Annotated in this window: 14 protein-coding genes; 10 read left to right on the forward strand and 4 right to left on the reverse strand. The window is 28.8% G+C overall.

Going from position 1 to position 20,014, the window contains the following annotated elements; genetic code table 11:
• The first annotated feature begins 101 nt into the window (after window positions 1-101).
• Window positions 102-1,703 carry a glutamine hydrolyzing CTP synthase gene (pyrG, locus tag QIA21_RS03480; RefSeq protein WP_301393144.1) on the forward strand — a complete coding sequence of 534 codons (1,602 nt, stop codon included), beginning with the start codon at window positions 102-104 and terminating at the stop codon, window positions 1,701-1,703.
• A 16-nt stretch (window positions 1,704-1,719) separates the two neighbouring features.
• Here the strand turns inward: pyrG and QIA21_RS03485 are convergent, their stop codons facing one another.
• The gene (locus QIA21_RS03485; protein ID WP_301393145.1) at window positions 1,720-2,244 is read right to left on the reverse strand and encodes a DUF1761 domain-containing protein; all 525 of its coding nucleotides are present in this window, start codon (window positions 2,242-2,244) and stop codon (window positions 1,720-1,722) included.
• Window positions 2,245-2,382: 138 nt separating this feature from the next.
• Here QIA21_RS03485 and QIA21_RS03490 point away from each other — a divergent pair, with 138 nt between their 5' ends.
• The 5 genes from QIA21_RS03490 (at window position 2,383) to recG (ending at window position 10,638) form a co-directional block, all read left to right on the forward strand.
• Window positions 2,383-2,970 carry a hypothetical protein gene (locus QIA21_RS03490; protein WP_301393146.1) on the forward strand — a complete coding sequence of 196 codons (588 nt, stop codon included), beginning with the start codon at window positions 2,383-2,385 and terminating at the stop codon, window positions 2,968-2,970.
• Window positions 2,971-3,232: 262 nt separating this feature from the next.
• Window positions 3,233-4,405 carry a methyl-accepting chemotaxis protein gene (locus QIA21_RS03495; RefSeq protein WP_301393147.1) on the forward strand — a complete coding sequence of 391 codons (1,173 nt, stop codon included), beginning with the start codon at window positions 3,233-3,235 and terminating at the stop codon, window positions 4,403-4,405.
• Between the two features lie 87 nt (window positions 4,406-4,492).
• On the forward strand, window positions 4,493-7,978 hold the full coding sequence (gene dnaE, locus QIA21_RS03500) for a DNA polymerase III subunit alpha (RefSeq protein WP_301393148.1): 3,486 nt from the start codon (window positions 4,493-4,495) through the stop codon (window positions 7,976-7,978).
• 11 nt (window positions 7,979-7,989) lie between these two features.
• Complete coding sequence (locus QIA21_RS03505) at window positions 7,990-8,568, forward strand: YggT family protein (RefSeq protein ID WP_301393371.1); 579 nt, start codon at window positions 7,990-7,992, stop codon at window positions 8,566-8,568.
• Between the two features lie 9 nt (window positions 8,569-8,577).
• Entirely contained in the window at window positions 8,578-10,638 is a 2,061-nt protein-coding gene (gene recG, locus QIA21_RS03510; RefSeq protein WP_301393149.1) for an ATP-dependent DNA helicase RecG, read from the forward strand.
• On the opposite strand, the gene QIA21_RS03515 is transcribed toward recG, so the two are convergent.
• Window positions 10,635-11,423: a M15 family metallopeptidase gene (locus QIA21_RS03515; protein WP_301393150.1), complete on the reverse strand. Its 789-nt coding sequence runs from the start codon at window positions 11,421-11,423 to the stop codon at window positions 10,635-10,637. The genes recG and QIA21_RS03515 overlap by 4 nt on opposite strands.
• A 142-nt stretch (window positions 11,424-11,565) precedes the next feature.
• Between QIA21_RS03515 and QIA21_RS03520 the strand changes: the two genes are divergently transcribed.
• The 3 genes from QIA21_RS03520 (at window position 11,566) to murD (ending at window position 15,800) form a co-directional block, all read left to right on the forward strand.
• Complete coding sequence (locus QIA21_RS03520) at window positions 11,566-12,915, forward strand: MATE family efflux transporter (RefSeq protein ID WP_301393151.1); 1,350 nt, start codon at window positions 11,566-11,568, stop codon at window positions 12,913-12,915.
• Between the two features lie 164 nt (window positions 12,916-13,079).
• On the forward strand, window positions 13,080-14,426 hold the full coding sequence (locus QIA21_RS03525) for an MATE family efflux transporter (protein ID WP_091971976.1): 1,347 nt from the start codon (window positions 13,080-13,082) through the stop codon (window positions 14,424-14,426).
• 18 nt (window positions 14,427-14,444) lie between these two features.
• Window positions 14,445-15,800 carry a UDP-N-acetylmuramoyl-L-alanine--D-glutamate ligase gene (gene murD / locus QIA21_RS03530; protein ID WP_301393152.1) on the forward strand — a complete coding sequence of 452 codons (1,356 nt, stop codon included), beginning with the start codon at window positions 14,445-14,447 and terminating at the stop codon, window positions 15,798-15,800.
• Here the strand turns inward: murD and QIA21_RS03535 are convergent.
• On the reverse strand, window positions 15,797-16,837 hold the full coding sequence (locus tag QIA21_RS03535; protein ID WP_301393153.1) for a lipid II:glycine glycyltransferase FemX: 1,041 nt from the start codon (window positions 16,835-16,837) through the stop codon (window positions 15,797-15,799). The genes murD and QIA21_RS03535 overlap by 4 nt on opposite strands.
• 9 nt (window positions 16,838-16,846) lie before the next feature.
• A complete protein-coding gene (gene metG / locus QIA21_RS03540) occupies window positions 16,847-19,021 on the reverse strand; it encodes a methionine--tRNA ligase (RefSeq protein ID WP_301393154.1) in 2,175 nt (724 codons plus the stop codon).
• A 156-nt stretch (window positions 19,022-19,177) separates the two neighbouring features.
• On the opposite strand from metG, the gene QIA21_RS03545 reads away from it, so the two are divergent.
• Window positions 19,178-19,969 (forward strand): 5'-methylthioadenosine/adenosylhomocysteine nucleosidase, encoded by a 792-nt coding sequence (locus QIA21_RS03545; protein WP_301393155.1) that lies wholly within the window; start codon window positions 19,178-19,180, stop codon window positions 19,967-19,969.
• Window positions 19,970-20,014 lie beyond the last annotated feature (45 nt).

Below are 20,014 nucleotides of genomic sequence, written 5' to 3' on the forward strand. Positions count from 1 at the left end.
GTTTTAGTGCAAGATAATTGTGTTTTATATGTTAGTTATGTTTTTTTCTTAAGTGCAATCTTAATTGGTTTGAAATTTAAAGGTTTAATTTTGGGGTATACATGAAAAAAAAAGTAAAGATTTTAGTAATAACAGGAGGAGTGATCTCTGGAATTGGTAAAGGAGTTACATCGGCAAGTATTGCAAGGTTGTTTAGATATGATTTTAAGGTTACTCCAATTAAATGTGATGGATATTTAAATACTGATCCTGGGACTATTAATCCTGTTGAGCATGGAGAAGTTTTTGTGCTTGATGATGGAGGCGAGGTTGATATGGACTTTGGTCATTATGAGAGATTTTTAAATCTTAATGCTAAGTCTAGTTGGAATATTACAATGGGCAAAATATACAAAAATATACTTGAAAATGAGCGAAAGGGTAAATATTTAGGAAGAACAGTTCAGCTTATTCCTCATGTTACTGATGAGATCAAGTCTACAATTTTTCAGATTGCAAGTTCTGAGAATAGTGAAATGTTGATAATTGAAATTGGTGGAACTGTAGGAGATATGGAAAATATTTTATTTATTGAGACAGTAAGGCAAATAAGGCATGAGATTGGAAGTGACAATATTGCTTTTATTCATTTAACCTATGTGCCGAGTCCAGCTGGAATTAATGAACAAAAATCTAAACCCACTCAGCAGAGTGTTAAAACTTTAAATAAAGCAGGCATTTTTCCCGATTTGATTATTGCCAGAAGCTCTCAAGTGTTGACGGATCAAATCAGAAAAAAAGTGGCAATGTTTTGTAATGTCGAGAGCACTTCTATTATTGATAATGTTGATGTTTCTACTATTTATGAAATTCCAATATCTTTTTACAAACAAGGTGTACATGAGATTTTAAGTTCTAAGTTAAATATTAAGGTTGACCCAAAAATAGAGGAGCTTTCAAAGCTTGTAGGCGTTATAAAATCTAATTTTTTTGTGCCTAAAAAAATTATTAATATTGGTATTTGTGGCAAATATTCTGAACTTGATGATTCTTATGCTTCAATTAGAGAGTCTTTGGTTCATGTTGCAGCTAATTTGGATTTACTTATTAAAAGCACCTTAATTGATTCTAATGATTTAAATGAAAGCTGTTTAAAAGATTTTGACGGTATTATTGTTCCCGGTGGTTTTGGAGGTAAAGGATATGAAGGTAAAATTATTGCTATTAAATATGCTCGTGAGAATAATATTCCCTTTCTTGGAATTTGTCTTGGTTTGCAGCTTGCTGTAATAGAATTTGCTCGTAATGTTTGTGGGATGCTTGATGCTGATACGGAGGAAAATTTAGTAAAAGATAAACCTTTAAAAAGTCCTGTTATTCATTTACTTCCCGAACAAAAGGGGATTAAAGATAAGGGCGCTACAATGAGACTTGGAGGGTATCCTGTGATTCTTAAGAAGAATACAATAGCTTTTAAGCTCTACGGTCAGGATAGGATAATTGAAAGATTTAGGCATAGGTATGAAGTTAATAATGATTATATAGAGTTATTTGAAAAAAATGGACTCATAGTGTCTGGCTTTTCGAGTGATTTTAAAATGGCAAAATTAATAGAAATTCCTAAAAATAAATTTTTTGTAGCTTGTCAATTTCATCCAGAGCTTATTACAAGAATAGAAAATCCAGCTAAGCTTTTTTTAGGGCTAATTAAAGCTTGTATTTGAGTCTTTAACCATCTGCTTAGTGAGTAGGCAGGTTTTCAAAATTAATGTTTGTAATGTTTTCAAATTGTAGTATTTTGTAGTTTAAAAATAATTTAGAAAGTATAGTTAGCAATATTATCATTAAAAGATCAAAAAAAGCATTAGCTATTGTCGAACTTAACAGCCTTTTTTCATAGATTATATCGTTTATTACTTTGGGAAGGCTAAATGCAAACCAAGTTATACTAGATATTAGTATTGCAGATAATATATTGTAGTTTAGGTTTGTTAAGTTTCCAAGAGCGTTATTAGTCATGCTTATTAAATTATTGAATAAATTGACAAAAATGTTGATCAAAAAACTTTGCAATAAATGATTGAAAGCTAAAACGACGATAACAATTATTTTGTATTGTTTGTTTTGAGTATTTAATGTGTTGACATTGCCAATTATTTTTTCTAATAATATTTTTCGAAATACTGCTTCTAATAGTATTTTAAATATAGTCATACTGACTATTAATATTAGATTAATATTTGAGAACATAAATTTGATTAACATAATTTTCTCCTTCGCTTTAAGCAATAATTTAATTATAATTAATAGATAATAAAATATTTTGATTTCTTTAATAGATTTGGATTTTATTATATGTGTATAATAGTTTTAATTTTTGGCAATTTTTATTAGGGGGATTAAATGAAAGAAGAAGACATTAGAAAAACAATTTTAATGAAAAGACTAGTTAAATATTTTTTTGATGAGCTTAAGTATAGAATGAAGATTTCTTGTCTTAGAATAAATAATAAAGAAATGAGTACTAAGTACATACTTCTCAATCTTTTTAGGAAAATTGCAAATCTTCCTTTTAATAAGCAATATGAGATAGAAGAGCAGTTTGCTCTTGAAGTTGGTGAGAGGGTTGTGCTTACGGATGCTGTTTTGATTAAAAGAATTGATCATGAAAGATGTGTTATTATTGGAATTATTGAAGCAAAAACCGATCAAGCTGACCTTGATTATGAATTTAATAGATTTTTTCTTCAGGACAAAAAAAGCAATGTTCTTTTTTGGCAACCCAAAAAAGTTATTCTTAAGCAAGATGATAAATTATTTACAACAGAATCAGACGATATTTTTAATTTTGACAATGATTTTAACTTGCCAAAAGTTAAAGCCAAATTAGAAGAGTTTATTAATATTTTCTTATGTTTTTTTTCTTACAGAGATGCTCTTTTTGAGTATAATGAAGTTAGTGGGCGTTACTCTTGGGTGAAAAAGAAGTAAATAAAATTTAATATTAATTGTAAATTTAATTAAATAAGGAGAATGATTTGTATCTTTAGATGGTTTTAGGGTTTAAGATGAAAGCTTAAATTTATGTCAAAGCTTTAATTTTTACTATTTATTGCCTTTTAAATGTAAAAATATTTTTTTGTTGTTTGTAGATGTATTTAATTTGATATTAATGATATTAAAGTTGGGATAATGCGTCAAATTAAATGCTTGTGGTCTATTCAAAAAAATATTTTTATGGTAGAATCCCCTTATGAAAAAATTTTCGTTTTTAAAGAAAAAAAAAGAAAAATCTGTTGATTCAAACCTTTTAAATATTGTCGGTAATGACAAAAAAGATTTGAGTACGTACGAATATAAAGCTCCTGTTAAGGAAATGCTAAAGGGATTTTATCATACCAAAGCTTCCATTGCTACTTTAAAAGTAGGATTTGAGACATTGCAAAGAATTTTGTTTTCTGGAATAGAAGATTTTGACCATATATTTTCTACTCTTGTTAAGATGACAAATACTGCTCGTGATCAGATAAGCGTTATTTTTAACGATCTTGGGAAGAGTAACAAGGAAAAACTAAATCAAATATCTTCTGTTATTATTGGAATTCAAGGAAGCCTAGAAACAATAAGCAATTTTCTGGGTGCTACTAATATGATTTCCCTTAATGCAAAACTTGAGGCCGCAAGAGCTAAAGAATATGGTAAAGGATTTTCTGTTGTTGCAGATGAGATTAAGCGACTTTCTGATCAGGCAAAAGGTGTTATGAATATGATTTCTGTAAAGGAAATTGAGGAGGTTTCTAAAGATTTAATTTCTCATAACCTTAAGGATTTGCAGATTGATATTGATAAGTTCTTTGCTGAGATTCTAGAACAGCTTAATTATCTTGAGAGCATATTTAAACGCTTTTCAAGAAGCCAAGAAGAATTTTCTTCTTTGGTTGAAAATCTTGAGAGCATAGATGCTAATATGGCTTATTATTCAAGGAACTGTGATTCTTTGATTAGTTCTGATACTTTTGTGCTTTCTAACGACGAATTTTTAAAAGAACTAGAGTTTATTGTCTCAGATCAGCTTTCTTGGATTAATAATTTGAGATTGATTGTTGAAGGACAAAGGCTAATATTTATTCAAACGGATGCTTCCAAGCATGGGTTTGGATTATTTTATAAAGGATTGTCCCCTAAAAATGATGTTGTTAAGCAGTTGTGGGAAGAAATATATATTCCTTATTTAAATATTAATAAGCTTGCAGCCGAAGTTTTAATTATATTTAGGGTAGAGAATAGTAATGACAGCGGTTTAAGGCAAGCTAAAGATTTTTTGTCTCAAGCTGAAAGTTTATCCGAAGAGATTGTCAGAAAACTTGAACACATTAAAAAAATGGTAATTGAATTGGATAATCAAGGAATTAGTATTTTTTCTTGATTCTTTTTATAAGAGTTGTTGCAATAATTTAAATTAGAGATTTAAAATTATTATGGCTTTTTAGATTTTTATTTATTTAGCTAGGGTTTGTTAAAAATCAAGTTTTATTTTGATAAAATAATTTTAGGTATGAGTTTTAGGGCTAAGTTTATTCATCTTCATGTTCATTCAGATTATTCTCTTTTGGATGGAGCTGCAAAAATATCAGACATTATATCAAAAGCAAAAAAATGCAATATGTCACATATTGCATTAACAGATCATGGCAATCTTTTTGGAGCTATTAAATTTTATAAAGAAGCTAAAAAAGCAGGTATTAAGCCGATAATTGGCATTGAAGCTTATATGGCAAAAACTTCTAAGTTTTTAAAAAAACATGATGATCTTGGAAAAATGTCTTATCATTTAATTTTGCTTGCTAAGAATGAACTGGGTTATAAAAACTTATTAAAGTTAACAAGTATTTCTTATCTTGAAGGGTTTTATTATCGTCCAAGGATAGATAAAGAGGATCTTGAAAAATATTCAGAAGGTTTAATTTGTACTTCAGCTTGTATTGGAGGACTCATTCCAAGACTTATTTTGGCCAATAGATTTGAAGATGCTAAGAATGAAATTCTTTGGTTTAAAAAAGTTTTTGGCAATGATTTTTATCTTGAGCTTCAAAGGCACGGCATTAAAGATCAAGATATTGTAAATGAAAGACTGGTTGAGTATTCTAAGGAACTTGGAGTTTTTTTAACAGTAGCTAATGATTCTCATTATGTTAATAGAGAAGATGCAGTTGCTCAAGACATCATTGTTTGTATTGGTACTGGTGCTAAGAAAAGTGATGAGAATAGATTGAGAATGGAAACCAATGAATTTTATATTAAATCTCAAGAGGAAATGTGTGAACTTTTTAAGGATTTGCCTGAAGCTTTAGAAAATACTGTAAAGATTGCAGAGAAGTGTGATGATTTTAAAATAACTTTTCCAGGCCCTATTTTGCCCGATTATCAAATTCCTATTGAATTTAATACTCTTGGTGAATATTTAGAATATCTTGCTTTTGAGGGGTTAAAATTTAGATATAAAACTTTGACAAGCAAAATTAAAGATAGAGCTTTTTATGAGTTGAGTGTGATAATTGGAATGGGTTTTGAAGGCTATTTTTTGATTGTTTGGGATTTTATTAAATTTGCTCATGATCACGATATTCCTGTTGGAGCTGGACGTGGTTCTGGTGCTGGTTCAATTGTAGCTTATGCTCTCAGGATTACTGATATTGACCCTTTAAAGTATAATTTGCTTTTTGAGAGATTTTTAAATCCCGAGCGTATTTCTATGCCTGATTTTGATATTGATTTTTGCTTTGAAGGCAGAGATGAGATTATAAGATATGTTACCAATAAATATGGGGAAGATAAGGTAGCCCAAATAATTACTTTTGGAACCTTGAAGCCCAAGGCTGTAGTTAAAGACGTAGCTAGAGTTTTAGATATTCCATTTGCCGAATCGAATGAACTTACTAAGCTTATTCCCGATGGTCCTAAAGTTTCTTTAAAAGAGGTTTTAAATGACAATTCTTTAAAAGAGTATTTTACTAGCAAACCCGTTTATAAAGAATTAATGAATGCTGCATTGGTTCTTGAAGGAATGAACAGACATGCTTCGACTCATGCTGCAGGAATTGTAATTTCTAGGACCCCTTTAACCGATTATGTGCCCCTTTATAAGGATTATAAGCAAGGATCTGTTTCTACTCAATACACGATGGATTTGCTTGAAGAATGTGGACTTGTTAAGATGGATTTTCTTGGCTTGAAAACATTAACTTTAATAAAAAATGCAGAAAATCTTATTAGAAGTGTAAATCCAGATTTTAAAATAAAAAATATTCCAGATAATGATATTAAGACTTTTAAGATGCTAGGAGAAGGAAAAAGTGCATCTGTTTTCCAATTTGAATCTGAAGGAATGCAGCAAATTCTAAAAGACACAAAGCCTGATAATATTGAGGATTTAATAGCCTTAAATGCTCTTTATAGGCCAGGCCCTATGCAGTTTATTCCTCAATTTATTGCTGCTAAAAAAGGTGTTAAGAGAATTAAGTATCCTCATCCAGATTTAAAGGAAGTTTTAAGGCCAACTTATGGAGTTATTGTTTATCAAGAACAAGTAATGGAAGTCGCAAAAATAATTGGGGGTTTTTCTCTTGGCAAAGCTGATATTCTAAGACGTGCTATGGGCAAAAAGAAAGAAGACGAGATGAATGAAATGAAGGTCGACTTTTTAAGAGGTGCTATTGAGAAAGGGTATGACAAAGAAATTGCTAGTGAAATTTTTGAACTTTTAAAGCCTTTTTCGGGCTATGGATTTAATAAATCGCATGCAGCAGCGTATTCTTTAATAGCATATCAAACTGCTTATCTTAAGGCTAATTACCCTGAGTATTTTATGGCTGCCAATTTGACAAATGAAATTAATAATAATGATAAGCTTTCTTATTACATTGAGGAGTCAAAAGCTATAGGTATAAACGTACTTAAGCCTGATATAAATCGATCATTTAGAGAATTTCGTGTAACTGACTCTGGAATTTCTTATGGGCTTAATGGTATTAAAAATCTTGGAGGAATTGTTGTTGATTTAATAATCGATGAGAGAGAAAAAAACGGTAAATATACTTCTTTTGAGGATTTTATCAGACGTGTAGATGATAAAGTAATTAATAAGAAATTTTTAGAATCTGCAATAAAATCTGGGCTTTTTGATAATTTGGATCAAAATAGAAAAACTTTATTTGAAAATCTCGATCGTTTGATTGAAGTTGTTTCAGAAGATAAAAATAATAAAAAACTTGGTCAAAATAGTTTATTTGATGTTCTTGGAAGTCAAGATCCAATTCAGAAAAGTTTTAATTATCAGGTTTTTAAAGAATATTCTTATTCTGAGCTTTTAGGATTTGAAAAAGAGCTTTTAGGATTTTATGTGTCAGGTCATCCTCTTGATCCTTATAAAAAGGCAATTGATAGCTTTTCCAATTTAAATGTTTTAAGAGATCTTGCCACCAAAAAAGACAGCATTGTACAATTTTCTGGCATTTTAAATTCAGTAAAAGTTATTCAAACTAAAAGAAATAATGCAAAAATGGCTTTTGGTATTATTGAAGATTTTAAAGGTGCAATAGATATTGTAGTTTTTACAGAAAGCTATGAAAGGTATAGGAATTTTCTATTTGAAGGTAATGTTATTGGAGTTATAGGTAGACTTACGTTTAACAGAGATAAATTTGCAATTGTAGTTGAAAAAGTTGTAAATATTGAGAGACTTTCTGAAGATAAAGTAAATAATATTCATATTAAATTTTTAAATAATAAATTAAATGATTTGCAATTACTTAATTCTTTGAAGGAAAGTATAAATAATTTTGAGGACAATTCTGGATTTTCAAATGTTTATTTTTATTTAAGAGAAAATGGTAAAAATTTAAAATTGAAAATGAATTCAATTTTAAATTTTAAACCAGATGAAGATAAGCTTGATAAGTTGAGAAGGTGCATGATAGTTGAAGATGTTTGGGTTGATTAGGAGGTGCTGTGTTGGTTGTTTTAATAGAAACTTTAATGATATTTTTGCAGATTTATAGGGTTTTAATTTTAATTAGGATCATTCTTAGCTGGCTTGTATCTTCAGGAATTAATACTAATGTGTTTTTCAAATTTATACATGTTGTCACAGAGCCAGTTTTATCTTTTTTCAGAAAAATTCCTTTTTTTACATTTGGCATGTTTGATTTTTCTCCGATTGCAGCTTTAATAACTCTAACTATTTTTGAAAGAATGTTGGTTTATGGGAATTATAAGCTTTCTACATTTGTTATTTTATTTATTGTTGAAATTTGGGGAATATTTAGAAGTATTTTTATTGCTATAGTTTTCTTTTTGTTGTTGAGATTGTTATTATTGCTTTTGAATTTGTTTCAAGGTTCAGATTTTTTTAAAACAGTTGATTCATTTTTACTTCCTTTATCTACTAGGATAAGTGGTGTAATTACTGACAAGCATATGTCTTATACTTTACGCTTGCTTGTTGGAAGTGCTTTAATGATAGCATTTATAATCATTATCGAACAAGTTGTATTTGCTATTAGAGTTTTAGGAACATATTTGCCTTTTTAGGAGATTAAAATGTTTTTACATGAGTTTGAATATGAACTTAAAGGTATAGGTGGTCTTGGTGAGAAAGGGCTTGAAAGGTTAAAAAATCTACAAATTTTAAATATTAAAGATCTTATTGAATTTTTCCCTATAAAATATGAGGATCGTCAAAATATACAAACTTTTCCGGATTTTTCTAAGGTGAAAAGTTGTGATATGATGACGGTGTTCACTGTTGTTGGGCATAAAAAATTTGGAGATAGTTCTAAAAAAAATTTAAAGTTAACGGTTAGAAGTGTAAATGACGAGCCTTTTGAGATTTTACTTTTTAATAGATCTTTTTTAGAGAATGTTTTTAAAATAGATAAAAAATTCTATATTTATTCTAAATTTACTTATAACGATTATAGTGGTTTATGGAGTTGTTCTAATTTTGACAGTGAAGCTTTTAGCGATAGTCCTGAAAGGTTTAAAAAAATTCTTCCGGTTTATTCCTTAACAGAAGGATTGACATCAAAGAAGATTTCATTATATGTAAAAGAAGTTCTTGAATATTTTTTTAAGTTTGGACAAACAGATATTCCTAAATTTCTAATAGAAAAGTATTCTTTGCTATCGTTAAGCGAGGCTTTAAAAGAGATTCACTTTCCAAGTTCATTAGAAATGCTTGAAAAAGCAAAAAAAACTTTAATTTACAGAGAAATTTTCTTGCTTCAGTTTTTTTCAAGGTACAGATCTTCTAAGGTTCTTTTCCGAGAAAAAAAACATTTATCAAAAGATTTACTTGAAAGAGTTGTATCAAGCTTACCCTTTGAACTTACAGAAGATCAGAAAACTTCTGTTGATGAGATATTCTCTGATCTTAACTCTTCTAAACCAATGAATAGATTGCTTCAAGGTGATGTTGGAAGTGGCAAAACCCTTGTTGCCTTGCTCTCAAGTCTTCCTTTAATTGAAGCTGGATATCAGGTAGCATTTATGGCTCCTACTGATCTTTTGGCTCGCCAGCATTATGATAATTTATCCAACATATTGTCATCTTTTAACATTTCAGTGACTCTTTTGACTGGTAGTTTGAAAAAGAGAGATAAGGATCAAGCGTTGGAAAGCATTAAAAGCGGAGCTTCAGGTTTAATAGTTGGAACACATGCTATTTTTTACGAAAGTACAGAATTTAAAAGATTAGCATATGTTATCATTGACGAACAGCATAAATTTGGAGTTATTCAAAGAGAAGAGCTTAAAAACAAAGGAGAAGGGGTAGACATGCTTTTAATGTCTGCAACACCTATTCCTAGGAGCTTTGCGCTAACACTTTTTGGTGATCTTGAAGTTTCGCTTATTAAAACCTTGCCTAAGGGTCGTATACCTGTTACTACTTATTTAGCAAAGCATGGCAATGAAGATAAAGTTTATGAGTTTTTAAGAAAAGAGCTCTTAAAAGGTCATCAGGTTTATTTTGTTTATCCATTAATTTCATCTTCAGAGAAATTTGAATTAAAAGATGTTAATAATATGTGTTTAAAATTGAAGGAAGTGTTTAGCGAATATGTTGTCGAGATGCTTCATTCTAAGTTACCATCTGATTTAAAAGAAGAAATTATGAAAAATTTTTATTCTAAAAAAGTAGATATTTTGGTGGCTACTAGTGTTATTGAGGTTGGAATTGATTGTCCAAATGCAACTTGTATGGTTGTAGAGCATGCTGAGCGTTTTGGACTTTCTACTTTACACCAAATCAGAGGTCGTATTGGTAGAAGTAATTTAGAGTCTTTTTTCTTTTTACTTTATAAAGAGCCCTTGACGGGTGCTGGAAAATTTCGATTGAAAACCATAAAGGAAAATGTGGATGGATTTAAAATAGCAGAGGAAGATTTAAGGTTAAGAGGGCCTGGTAATTTATTTGGTCTTGAGCAAGCAGGATATTTAAAATTAAAAATAGCTAATTTTGTTGATGATAGAGATATCATAGTTTTGATTCGAGAAGAACTCGACTTATTTTTTTATGATAATTCTACTTACGATAAGCTTGATATTGATTTGCTAGATAATCTTTTTTGTTCTTATTTAAATGTTGGAAGAAGTATTTAGTTTGTGTATTTTTCAATTAGGCTAATAAGATTTGTTTTGTTATGATTCCAGAATTCAAGAAGCTTGTATTGTAGATTATTGAAATATTTTTTCTGAATAAAGCATGGTTTAGGTCCTATGTATAAGTAATGCCAAGGCTCCGCTTTATATCCAGTTTCCATTTCGTATCCTTTTGGGTATGAAAGAGAAAACCCATATTTTAGAGAATTTTCGTAAAGCCATTTTCCTTCTTTTGTGTTTAGTAGATTATCATCTATATTTATAAAATCTATTGCTGTTCCTAGATGATGTTGAGAATGGCTTGGATTTGCCGATTGAGTTTCTGCAACTTTTCTGCCGTAAATTTTTACATTGTAATCAAATAAAAATTTTTGGTATTCTTGTGTTCTGTGAGCGGATTTGATTTTAATTTCAATTCCATTTTTTTTCGCATCTTTTATTAGCCGAATTAAATCTTCGATTAAGATTCGTCTTACCTTAAGAGTCTTTGTTCCAAGATTCTTAAGGTCCTTAAAGTCATCAACATTTACCAGATCAGGTATTTTATAATCTGCAGGAATTGATATTTTTTTATTTATTAGAGTTAAAAGGTTGTTTTTTTCTGCATCTACTAAAGGCTTTATTTCTTTTAAGAATTGAATAGGATTTTTTTCAATTAAATTTTTGCACTGTTCATTTATTGTTTTGGTAATCTTTAGTAGCATTTTTAAATCTTTTTTTGAAATACTGTTGGCTAATAAAGCTAGGTTAATAAATAGAAGTAATAAAACATAGATTGGTTTCATGTTATTTAATTATAATATATTTTAGTATAATAAATAGTTAATTCTAATTATGTATGTACATATATTTGTATATTTTAGATTGGGTTAGATTGGGTTTGATTTAGTTAAAAGTTATAAATAAAGGAGAGTGTGTATAGGAAATATGATCAAAAAGTTTAAAAATTATGATCAGATAATAAAAGAGTTATTTATTATAGCTATTCCTACAGCTTTTGAATCGCTTTTATTTCAAATGGTAACTTTTTTTGATAATTTTATGATCTCCTATTTAGGTTCTTTTCACGTTACAGGGGTTTCTTTAGCAAATAGAGTAACTTTTCTTTTTTTTATTATTGTGTTTGGACTTGGTACGGCTTTAAGCGCTTATGTGTCTCAAGCAATTGCAAAAAAGAAGTTTCTTCAAATAAGACAATCTTTTGCTTATATGTTATCAATTGGAACTACAATAGGAATAATTTTTTTTATATTTTCATTTTTTTTTCCAAAAAACATTATCAAACTATTTACAGCTAATCAGAACTCTTTAAATTTTGGATCAGAGTATTTAAAAATTATTTCATGGTCTTATGTGTTAATGGCATATTCTTTTTTATCGGCTATGGGATTTAAGAGTGCTAAAGAAGTAAAAATACCTTTATATGTTACTTCTATTGTTGTTGTAATAAATATTGTTTTTAATTATATTTTTATTTTTGGTTTTGGCATGGGAATAAAAGGTGCCGCATATGCTACTGTGCTTGCTAGAATTGTTGAGTTTGTTTTTTATTTTTCATATAGTCTGATAAATAGTAATTCATATTATCGTATTAATTTTGGCGATTTTTTTGCTTCAAAGATAGTTACTAGAGCTAATTTGAAACTGATTATACCCGTTTTATCTCACGAGATTTTTTGGGTTTTGAGTATAACTATTTTGCATGCATTTTATGCTCGTGTTGGGAGCATTCAGTACGCTTCATTTGCTGTTGCATCAAATCTTTTCGACATTTGTTTTGTATTGCTTCACGGCATGGGACTTGCAACAGGTGTCGTTATTGGGCATTTAATGATTTATGATAAGAGGCATGTTAGGTCAGTTGGATTTTTTTTATCTTTTTTAGGATTTCTTTTAGGCATTTTTGTAGTTATTTTGCTTATTGGGATATCAAGCTTTGCGCCTTATATTTTTAGTAATTTAGATTCTCCTAAACTTGTTAGTGTGTTTATTTATGTTTTTGCGAGTATTGTAGTTTTTAAAGCTTTTACCGCACAAGTTCTTGTTGGAGTTTTTAGAGCCAGTGGTATAGCAAATGTTTGTTTTTTTATTGAATCAGGTGTAATTGTTTTTTATACGCTTCCAATTGCTTATTTATTAGTATTTTATACAAATTTAAGTTTGCCAATAGTGGTTTTTATTGTAAATGCGGAAGAGATCATTAAAAATATATTTATTATAATTGAGCTTTTTCATGATGATTGGATTCGAGAGATTGATTATGAAGAGCTTGATTGAGTGTGGGGTAGCGTGATATATTTGGTGTTAATAAAAATTTTAATGGTCTTGGTGAATCTAAAATCCATTCTTATTATGCCGATTTAAAAGCAATTCCTTTTGTTTTTTTGTAGTGTTTTAGTATTTGTCTTTGTGAAAATATTGATTTTTATTTGGAGAAGTTTATGTATTCATTAAGTGCGTCAAAAAAAGATAAAATTTATAAAGATCTTTTGAAGATTGCAATTCCAACTGCTATTGAGTTTTTTTTATTTAATTTTATTTCTCTTACAGATAATGCTATGGTTGCATATCTTGGCGACTATCCTGTTGCAGGAGTTTCTCTTGCAAATAAATTTTTTGAACTGTTTGTTACTATTGGATTTGCTATGGCAGGAGCTTACAATATAATCGCTACAAGGCAATACAATCGGGGCGATTTTAAGAGTTTTAGAAATACATTTTTTATTAGTATATTAACTATTATTTTATTTTCTTTCCCGTTTATATTGATTTCTAGAGTGAGTCCTTTTTTTTTACTTAGATTGATTTCCAATGATGTGCAGGCAGTTTATTATGGGGCTATTTATTTAAATATAGCTATTTATTCTTTCGTATTTGCAATCATAAAAGGCCTTGTTGCTAATGCTCTTAAAGTTGTTGAAATTGTTAAATTTCAAGTTTACATTTCCGTTTTTTCAGTTCTTTTAAATCTAATATTAAATTATATTTTTATTTTCGTTTTTCATATGGGGGTAGTTGGAGCTGCTATTGCAACAACAGTTATTCGCATTTTAGAGCTTATTGTCTATCTTATTTATACAGTATTTAACAAGAATTCAATTTTGCACCTTAAACTTGATGATTTAAATATTAATGTTAAGTTGCTTGTTCAACTAATTAAATTTTTTATTCCAATTCTTTTAAACGATTTTATTTGGTTTTTTGGTTATCTTGTGTTGACGTCAATTTTTATAGGAATCGACACTCATAAATACGCTGCTTACAGCATATCTTTTTCTGTTTATTTTATTATCTTTAATATAATTAATTCTTTTTGTATTTCTTTAAATATTATGATGGGTTATGAAATGCATAATAGCAAAAAAGAAATCATGAAAGTTGCAATCTATTTGGGTAAGATTGGCTTCAAACTTGCTTTTTTAACATCTTTTGCATTGTTTATGTTTTCATTTTTTGCTCCTTATATTTTTTATACATTAAAATATTCTCACCTTACAGGAACTATTTTAAGATATTCTTCTGTTTCTGCCTTTTTTATGGCTCTTGCTTTTCAGTATCTTTTTGGTTTTTTTCGTGCAGGAGCATCTCCAAGTTTTGGTGCTATTATGGAAGGTTCTGTAACTTTTGTTTATACTATTCCTATTGCTTTTGTTTTAGCAAATTATACAAATTTGCCTTTTGAAGTTATTGTTTTTATTCCAGCTCTTGAGGATGCAATCAAGCTTGCTATTTCGCTTCCTTATTTTTATAGCGAAAGGTGGATTAAATCTGTTAAAACAGGTTGGTAGATTTGATATAATCTTATTGTGCGTTTAGACGAAATTAAAAATTTAAACTTTTTAGTCATGGGGTTAGGTCTTAATGGAGGAGGAGTGGCTCTTTCTAGATTTTTATTAAAGCATGGGGCAAGGTTAGTAATTACTGATCTTAAAAGTGAGGCAGAATTAGCTTTAAGTATTGATTCTTTAAGAGATTTTGATAATCAAATTAGGTATGTTTTAGGTAAACACAATGTAAGCGATTTTAAAAAAGCTGATATTGTTGTGAAAAATCCCAGTGTGAAGCCCAATAATAAATATTTAAAGTTTGCAAAACGAGTTGAAACGGATATTGGTTTATTTTTGATATTCAACAAGAATCCTATAATCGCAGTAACGGGTACTAAAGGTAAATCGACTCTTGTATCTCTTTTGTATCAGGCTTTGAAAAAAAAATATCCAAGTGTAAAGCTTGGGGGGAATATTGGCGTATCTCCTTTAAGTTTTTTTGATCAACTTGATGGAAAATCCCCTTTGATTTTAGAACTTTCTTCTTGGCAGTTGCAATCTTTAAGTAATTTTAATCCTATTCTTAGTATTATTACAAATGTTTACAACGATCACCAAAATTATTATTTAAACTTTAATGATTATATCATCGATAAGTCAAAAATTTTTGTAAATCAAACTTCAGGAATTGTGATTATTCAGGATAAGGCTTATTATAAATATTTTTCAAAATTTAAATCAAAAGCCAAAGTTATTTTATTTTCCGAATTTAATCCTCGCGACTTTGATCGAGATGTTTTTTATTGTAATGAAGGTGAAGTATATTTTAATTATAACTTGATTGGGCATTTTTCTGAGCCTCAAGTTGTTTTTATGATTCCTAAGTTGATTACTTTTTTTGTTTCTTATTATTTAAATATAGATCTTAATGATACGTTTCAGATTTTAAGTAATTTTAAAGGAATTGAGCATAGATTAGAGTTTGTTAAATTAGTTCAAAATGTAATGTTTTATAATGATACAGCTTCAACTATTCCAGATTCTACGGTTTTATCTGTTAGAAGTTTGAAAACAAATGTTAATTGTATTAACTTAATTGTTGGAGGAACTGATAAAGAGCTTGATTTTTCAAGTTTTTTTAAGATACTAAATCTAGTTAAAACTTGGATTTTGATAAAAGGTAGTGCAACTGTAAAAATTATTAAAATTTTGGAAAAAAGTGGCACACAATATTTTTTGTTTGATTCTTTAAGAAATGCGGTAAATTATGCTTTTAAGATTTCAAGTTCAGGCGATATTGTGTTATTTTCCCCTGCTAGTGCTTCTTTTGAGCTTTTCAATAATGAGTTTGATAGAGGCTTGCAATTTAAAAATCTAGTTAATACGCTTGATTAAATTTTTTTCCTTATTACTTTGTAATAAAAGTATCTAAGTTTTTCAAGATTTGCATAAACATTGTAAATGAAATTTTTGTAAACAAAATCATAACAGCCAATTCTGTGAATAATATCTCCCCCAAATCCCGTTTTAAAAGCAAAAAGACCAGATAGAGGATGTTTTTTATTAATTGGGGGAATTCCTAATAAATCATATTCTTTTATTCCTAATTTTTTTAAAATTTTTATTGCTTTGAATTGCACTGCGTAATTGGGCATTAAATTTCTGTATTCTTTGCTGGAAGCCCCGTAAAGGTAAACCGCTTTTTCCTTGTAAATTCCCACTATTATACCAGAAACAATTATGTTGTTGTAAAATGCAGCTATCAATTTTATTTGAGCATTTTTGTCTTGTTTAAATATTTCAATAAGGTTTTGTATGTATTCTTTTGAGTGGATAGCAAATTTATCTCTTTTGCTGGTTTCTTTATAGAGTTTGTAAAACGCATTTAAATGTTTAAATTTATCATCTATTAGTATATCCAGATTTTTTTTTGTGCTGAGTTTTATGTTGTATCTTGTTTTTTTTTTCATGTTAAGCAAAATATTCTCAAGAGAATTATTTAAATTTAATATTGTTGTGTTTGAAGGCTGTATGTCATCAAACGATTTTCTTAGACATTTGATTTTAATTTTTATTGGAGAGTATTTTTCATTTAATGTTCTTTGATAGTAATACATTAAATCGAATCTTAAAAAAATTGTATTTTTATGTAGGTAGGGTTTTATTTTTATGCTAAATTCTTTAATATTTTTGCTGATTTTGTCAATATTAATGTTATCAAGAGTTTTGTTTGAAAATTCTGGATGCGGAATGTATGCTAAGTAAAAACTTTTAAACAGTCTTCTTTGCATTACAATAATTTTACCAAGAGCATCACTTTCAAATGCTAAGGCTTTCCAATTGCTGTTTTTTGTTGTTTTTATTAATGTCCACAGTTCGCTTTGAAGATAATTTTCTTCTATTTCTTTTGCTTTTATTTTTTTTATAGTCATTAATAACTCTTAGCAAATCCTTCCGTTTGGAATATCTTTAGACAATATTTTGTTCTTAGAATGTTCTAATATTAAGTTTATTCCGTTTATTTTAAGCTCTCCGTTTTCTGTTACTATGTTAGCTTTTGAAAATTTATTTATGTCAATTTTAGGTGGGCAGATAAGATCTTTATTTTGATCGTTTTCAAGTATTATTCTCTCTCCAGCAACAGGATTTTTGATCGAATCTTCTACAATTATAACTTTAAAATTTTTATTTTTGTCCTCAGCAGCTATTAGCATTCCTTCAGATTTTATTCCTCTAAACTTTGCAGGCTTTAAATTGTCTACTATTATTATATGTTTGCCTAAAAGCTCTTCTTCTGTATAATGTCCTTCAAGACTACTTACTATTTGTTTGTCCTCATTAGCGCCATCACTTAGTTTTAATATGAATAAGTTTTTAGCTTCGAGATTTCTTTCTATTTTATGTATTTTCATAACTTTTAAGAGCACTTTTTCTCTAAATAAGTTTTCTGGTTGTTCTTTTTCTTCCATTTTTTTCCCTCCTGAATACTTTAGCTTTAAATTGTTGATTTTTTTTTGCTCTAGTTTATTGAATAAGATTTCTGTGAACTCAATTTTTTTAACTCCAGATTTAGTTCCAAGAATTTTGATAGAAAATTGATAACTGTTGCCAAAGAATTGTTGTATTTTTTTGCTTGTTTCGGGAATGAATGGCATCATTAAAATAGATAAGTCTCTTATTAGGTATATTAAGTTTGAAATTAGTTCTTTTGTTTCTTGTGGAGAGTTGTCTTTTTTTTTCCACGGTTCGTTGTCTTGAAATATTTTGTTTCCAAGGGATGAAATTTTAAGTATTTCTTTGAGTGCAGATTTTAGTTCTGTCTTTTTAAAAAGATTTAGTATTTTATTATATTTGGGTGTTATTTGTTTCCAAAATTTATTTTGAGTTTCGATTGTTTCTATGACATCTCCAAAGAATTTTTTTTGAAATGTTAATACTCTGTTGACAAGGTTTGAAAAATTATCAATAAGCTCTGTATTTACTCTTTCCATGAGATCTTGCCACATAAATTGAAAATCAGATTTTTCAGGTCTGTTATAATAGATATAGAATCTCCACACATCAGAAGGGATTCCTGTGGTAATAGCATCGTTTCCAAAAATTCCTGTTCCTTCCGATTTTGAAAATTTAAGATTTTCGTAATTTAAGTACTCGCTTGATGAAAGTTGATTTAATATTGTCCAATTTTCTTCACTTCCAATTTCTATGCAAGGAAATATAATTGTATGAAACAATATATTGTCTTTTCCAATAAATTGTACAAGATTTACTTGATCATTGTTTTTCCACCAAGATTCCCAATTTTTAACAATGTTTTTGGTAATTGAAATATATCCTATTGGGGCATCAAACCAGACGTAAAATACTTTATTTTCGTAACCTTTTTTAGGCACAGGAATTCCCCATTTCAGGTCTCTTGTAATTGCTCTTTCTTTAAGGCCGTCTCTTAAAAAAGCGTTTGTCATTTTAAGTGCATTGGTATTCCAATTTTCATTAGCAGTCGAATTTTTTATCCATTTTTCAAGTTTTGTTTTTATCTTGGGAAGATCTATATAAAGATGTTTGGTTTTTTTTAAAATAGGTTTGTTTTTACAAATTATGCATTTTGGATTTATTAGGTCTATTGGATTTAAAAGCTTAGAACAGTTATCGCACTGATCTCCTTTGGCTGTGCTTTGGCACTCTGGACATTCTCCTATTACATATCTATCAGCTAAGAATATTGAATCTTTGTTGCAAAAAAATTGTTCAGTTTCTCGCTCTTTTATATAACCATTTTTTTCTAATTTTAGGAAAAAATTTTGTACAATTTCTTGATGTTGATTGTTGGTTGTGCGACCGAAAATATCAAATTCAATATTGAACCATTCGTAAATTGATTTATGTATTTCATAATATTTATTGCAAAGCTCTAAAGGGGTGGTTTTTTCAATTAAGGCTTTGGTTTCTGTGGCTGTTCCATATTCATCTGTTCCGCAGACATAAAGAGTTTCAATTCCGGACATTTTCGAATATCTTGCGAAAGCATCGGCCGATAATACTTGCACTAAATTTCCAAGATGAGGAATATTGTTAACATAAGGTAGAGCAGCTGTAACCAGATTCATTTTTTTCATTCAGTTTTCCCCTTTTTAAACTACTAATATTGTAATACGGATAGGATAATTTTTTTCAACATCTTTTATAAAAAATTTTTCAAAGGAAAAATCAATTTTGATTTTTCCTTTTGAGGTATACTGATAAGTATTCTTTTGTTATAGGAGTGTGAGTTTATGAATTTTTTAATAAAATTTTTTTTATTTCTATTAGTTTTTTCAAACGGGCATGTTGTTTTTTCTAAAAACATTAATGTTTTAGTAGTAACCCCTATGGATTCTGAGTTTGAGCAGATAAATAAGCTTATGTCTAACAAGGAAGAAATAGTGCTTAAAGAGTATGGTCTTAATAAAAAGATTGTAAAGGGAAAGTTGTCTAATCGCAATGTTATGGTTATTGTTTGTGGGGTTGGCAAGGTTAATGCGGGTGTTTGGACTAGCTATATTTTGTCAAAATACAATATAAGTCATGTAATTAATTCTGGAATTGCTGGTGGCGTTGTTAGTGATAAATATAAAAATATTAAAGTGGGAGATGTGATAGTGTCTTCAGAGGTTGCGTATCATGATGTTGATCTAACTAAATTTGGACACAAAGTGGGTCAGATTATGGGATTTCCTCAAAAATTTAGGGCCAATAAGAATTTATTTAATAAAGCTATAGAGGCTGTCAAATCAAAGATTGGAAGTGCTAATGCATATTCAGGATTAATAGTTTCAGGAGATCAGTTTATTGATCCAACTTATATGAATAAAATTATGAGAGATTTTAAAGATGTAATAGCTGTTGAGATGGAAGGTGCAGCAGTAGGGCATGTTTCGTATATGTTTAATGTACCTTTTATAGTTATTAGGTCCATATCTGACATTGTGAATAAAGAAGGAAATGAAGTTGAATATAGTAAATTTTTAAAATTAGCTGCTTTTAATTCAGCTAAAATTGTACAAGAAATTTTAAGAATTCTTTAAAAAATATTTAATTTTTACAATTGAAAATTATGAATGAGAAAAAAG

Source organism: Borreliella japonica (assembly GCF_030438115.2).
Taxonomy (GTDB): Bacteria; Spirochaetota; Spirochaetia; order Borreliales; family Borreliaceae; genus Borreliella; species Borreliella japonica.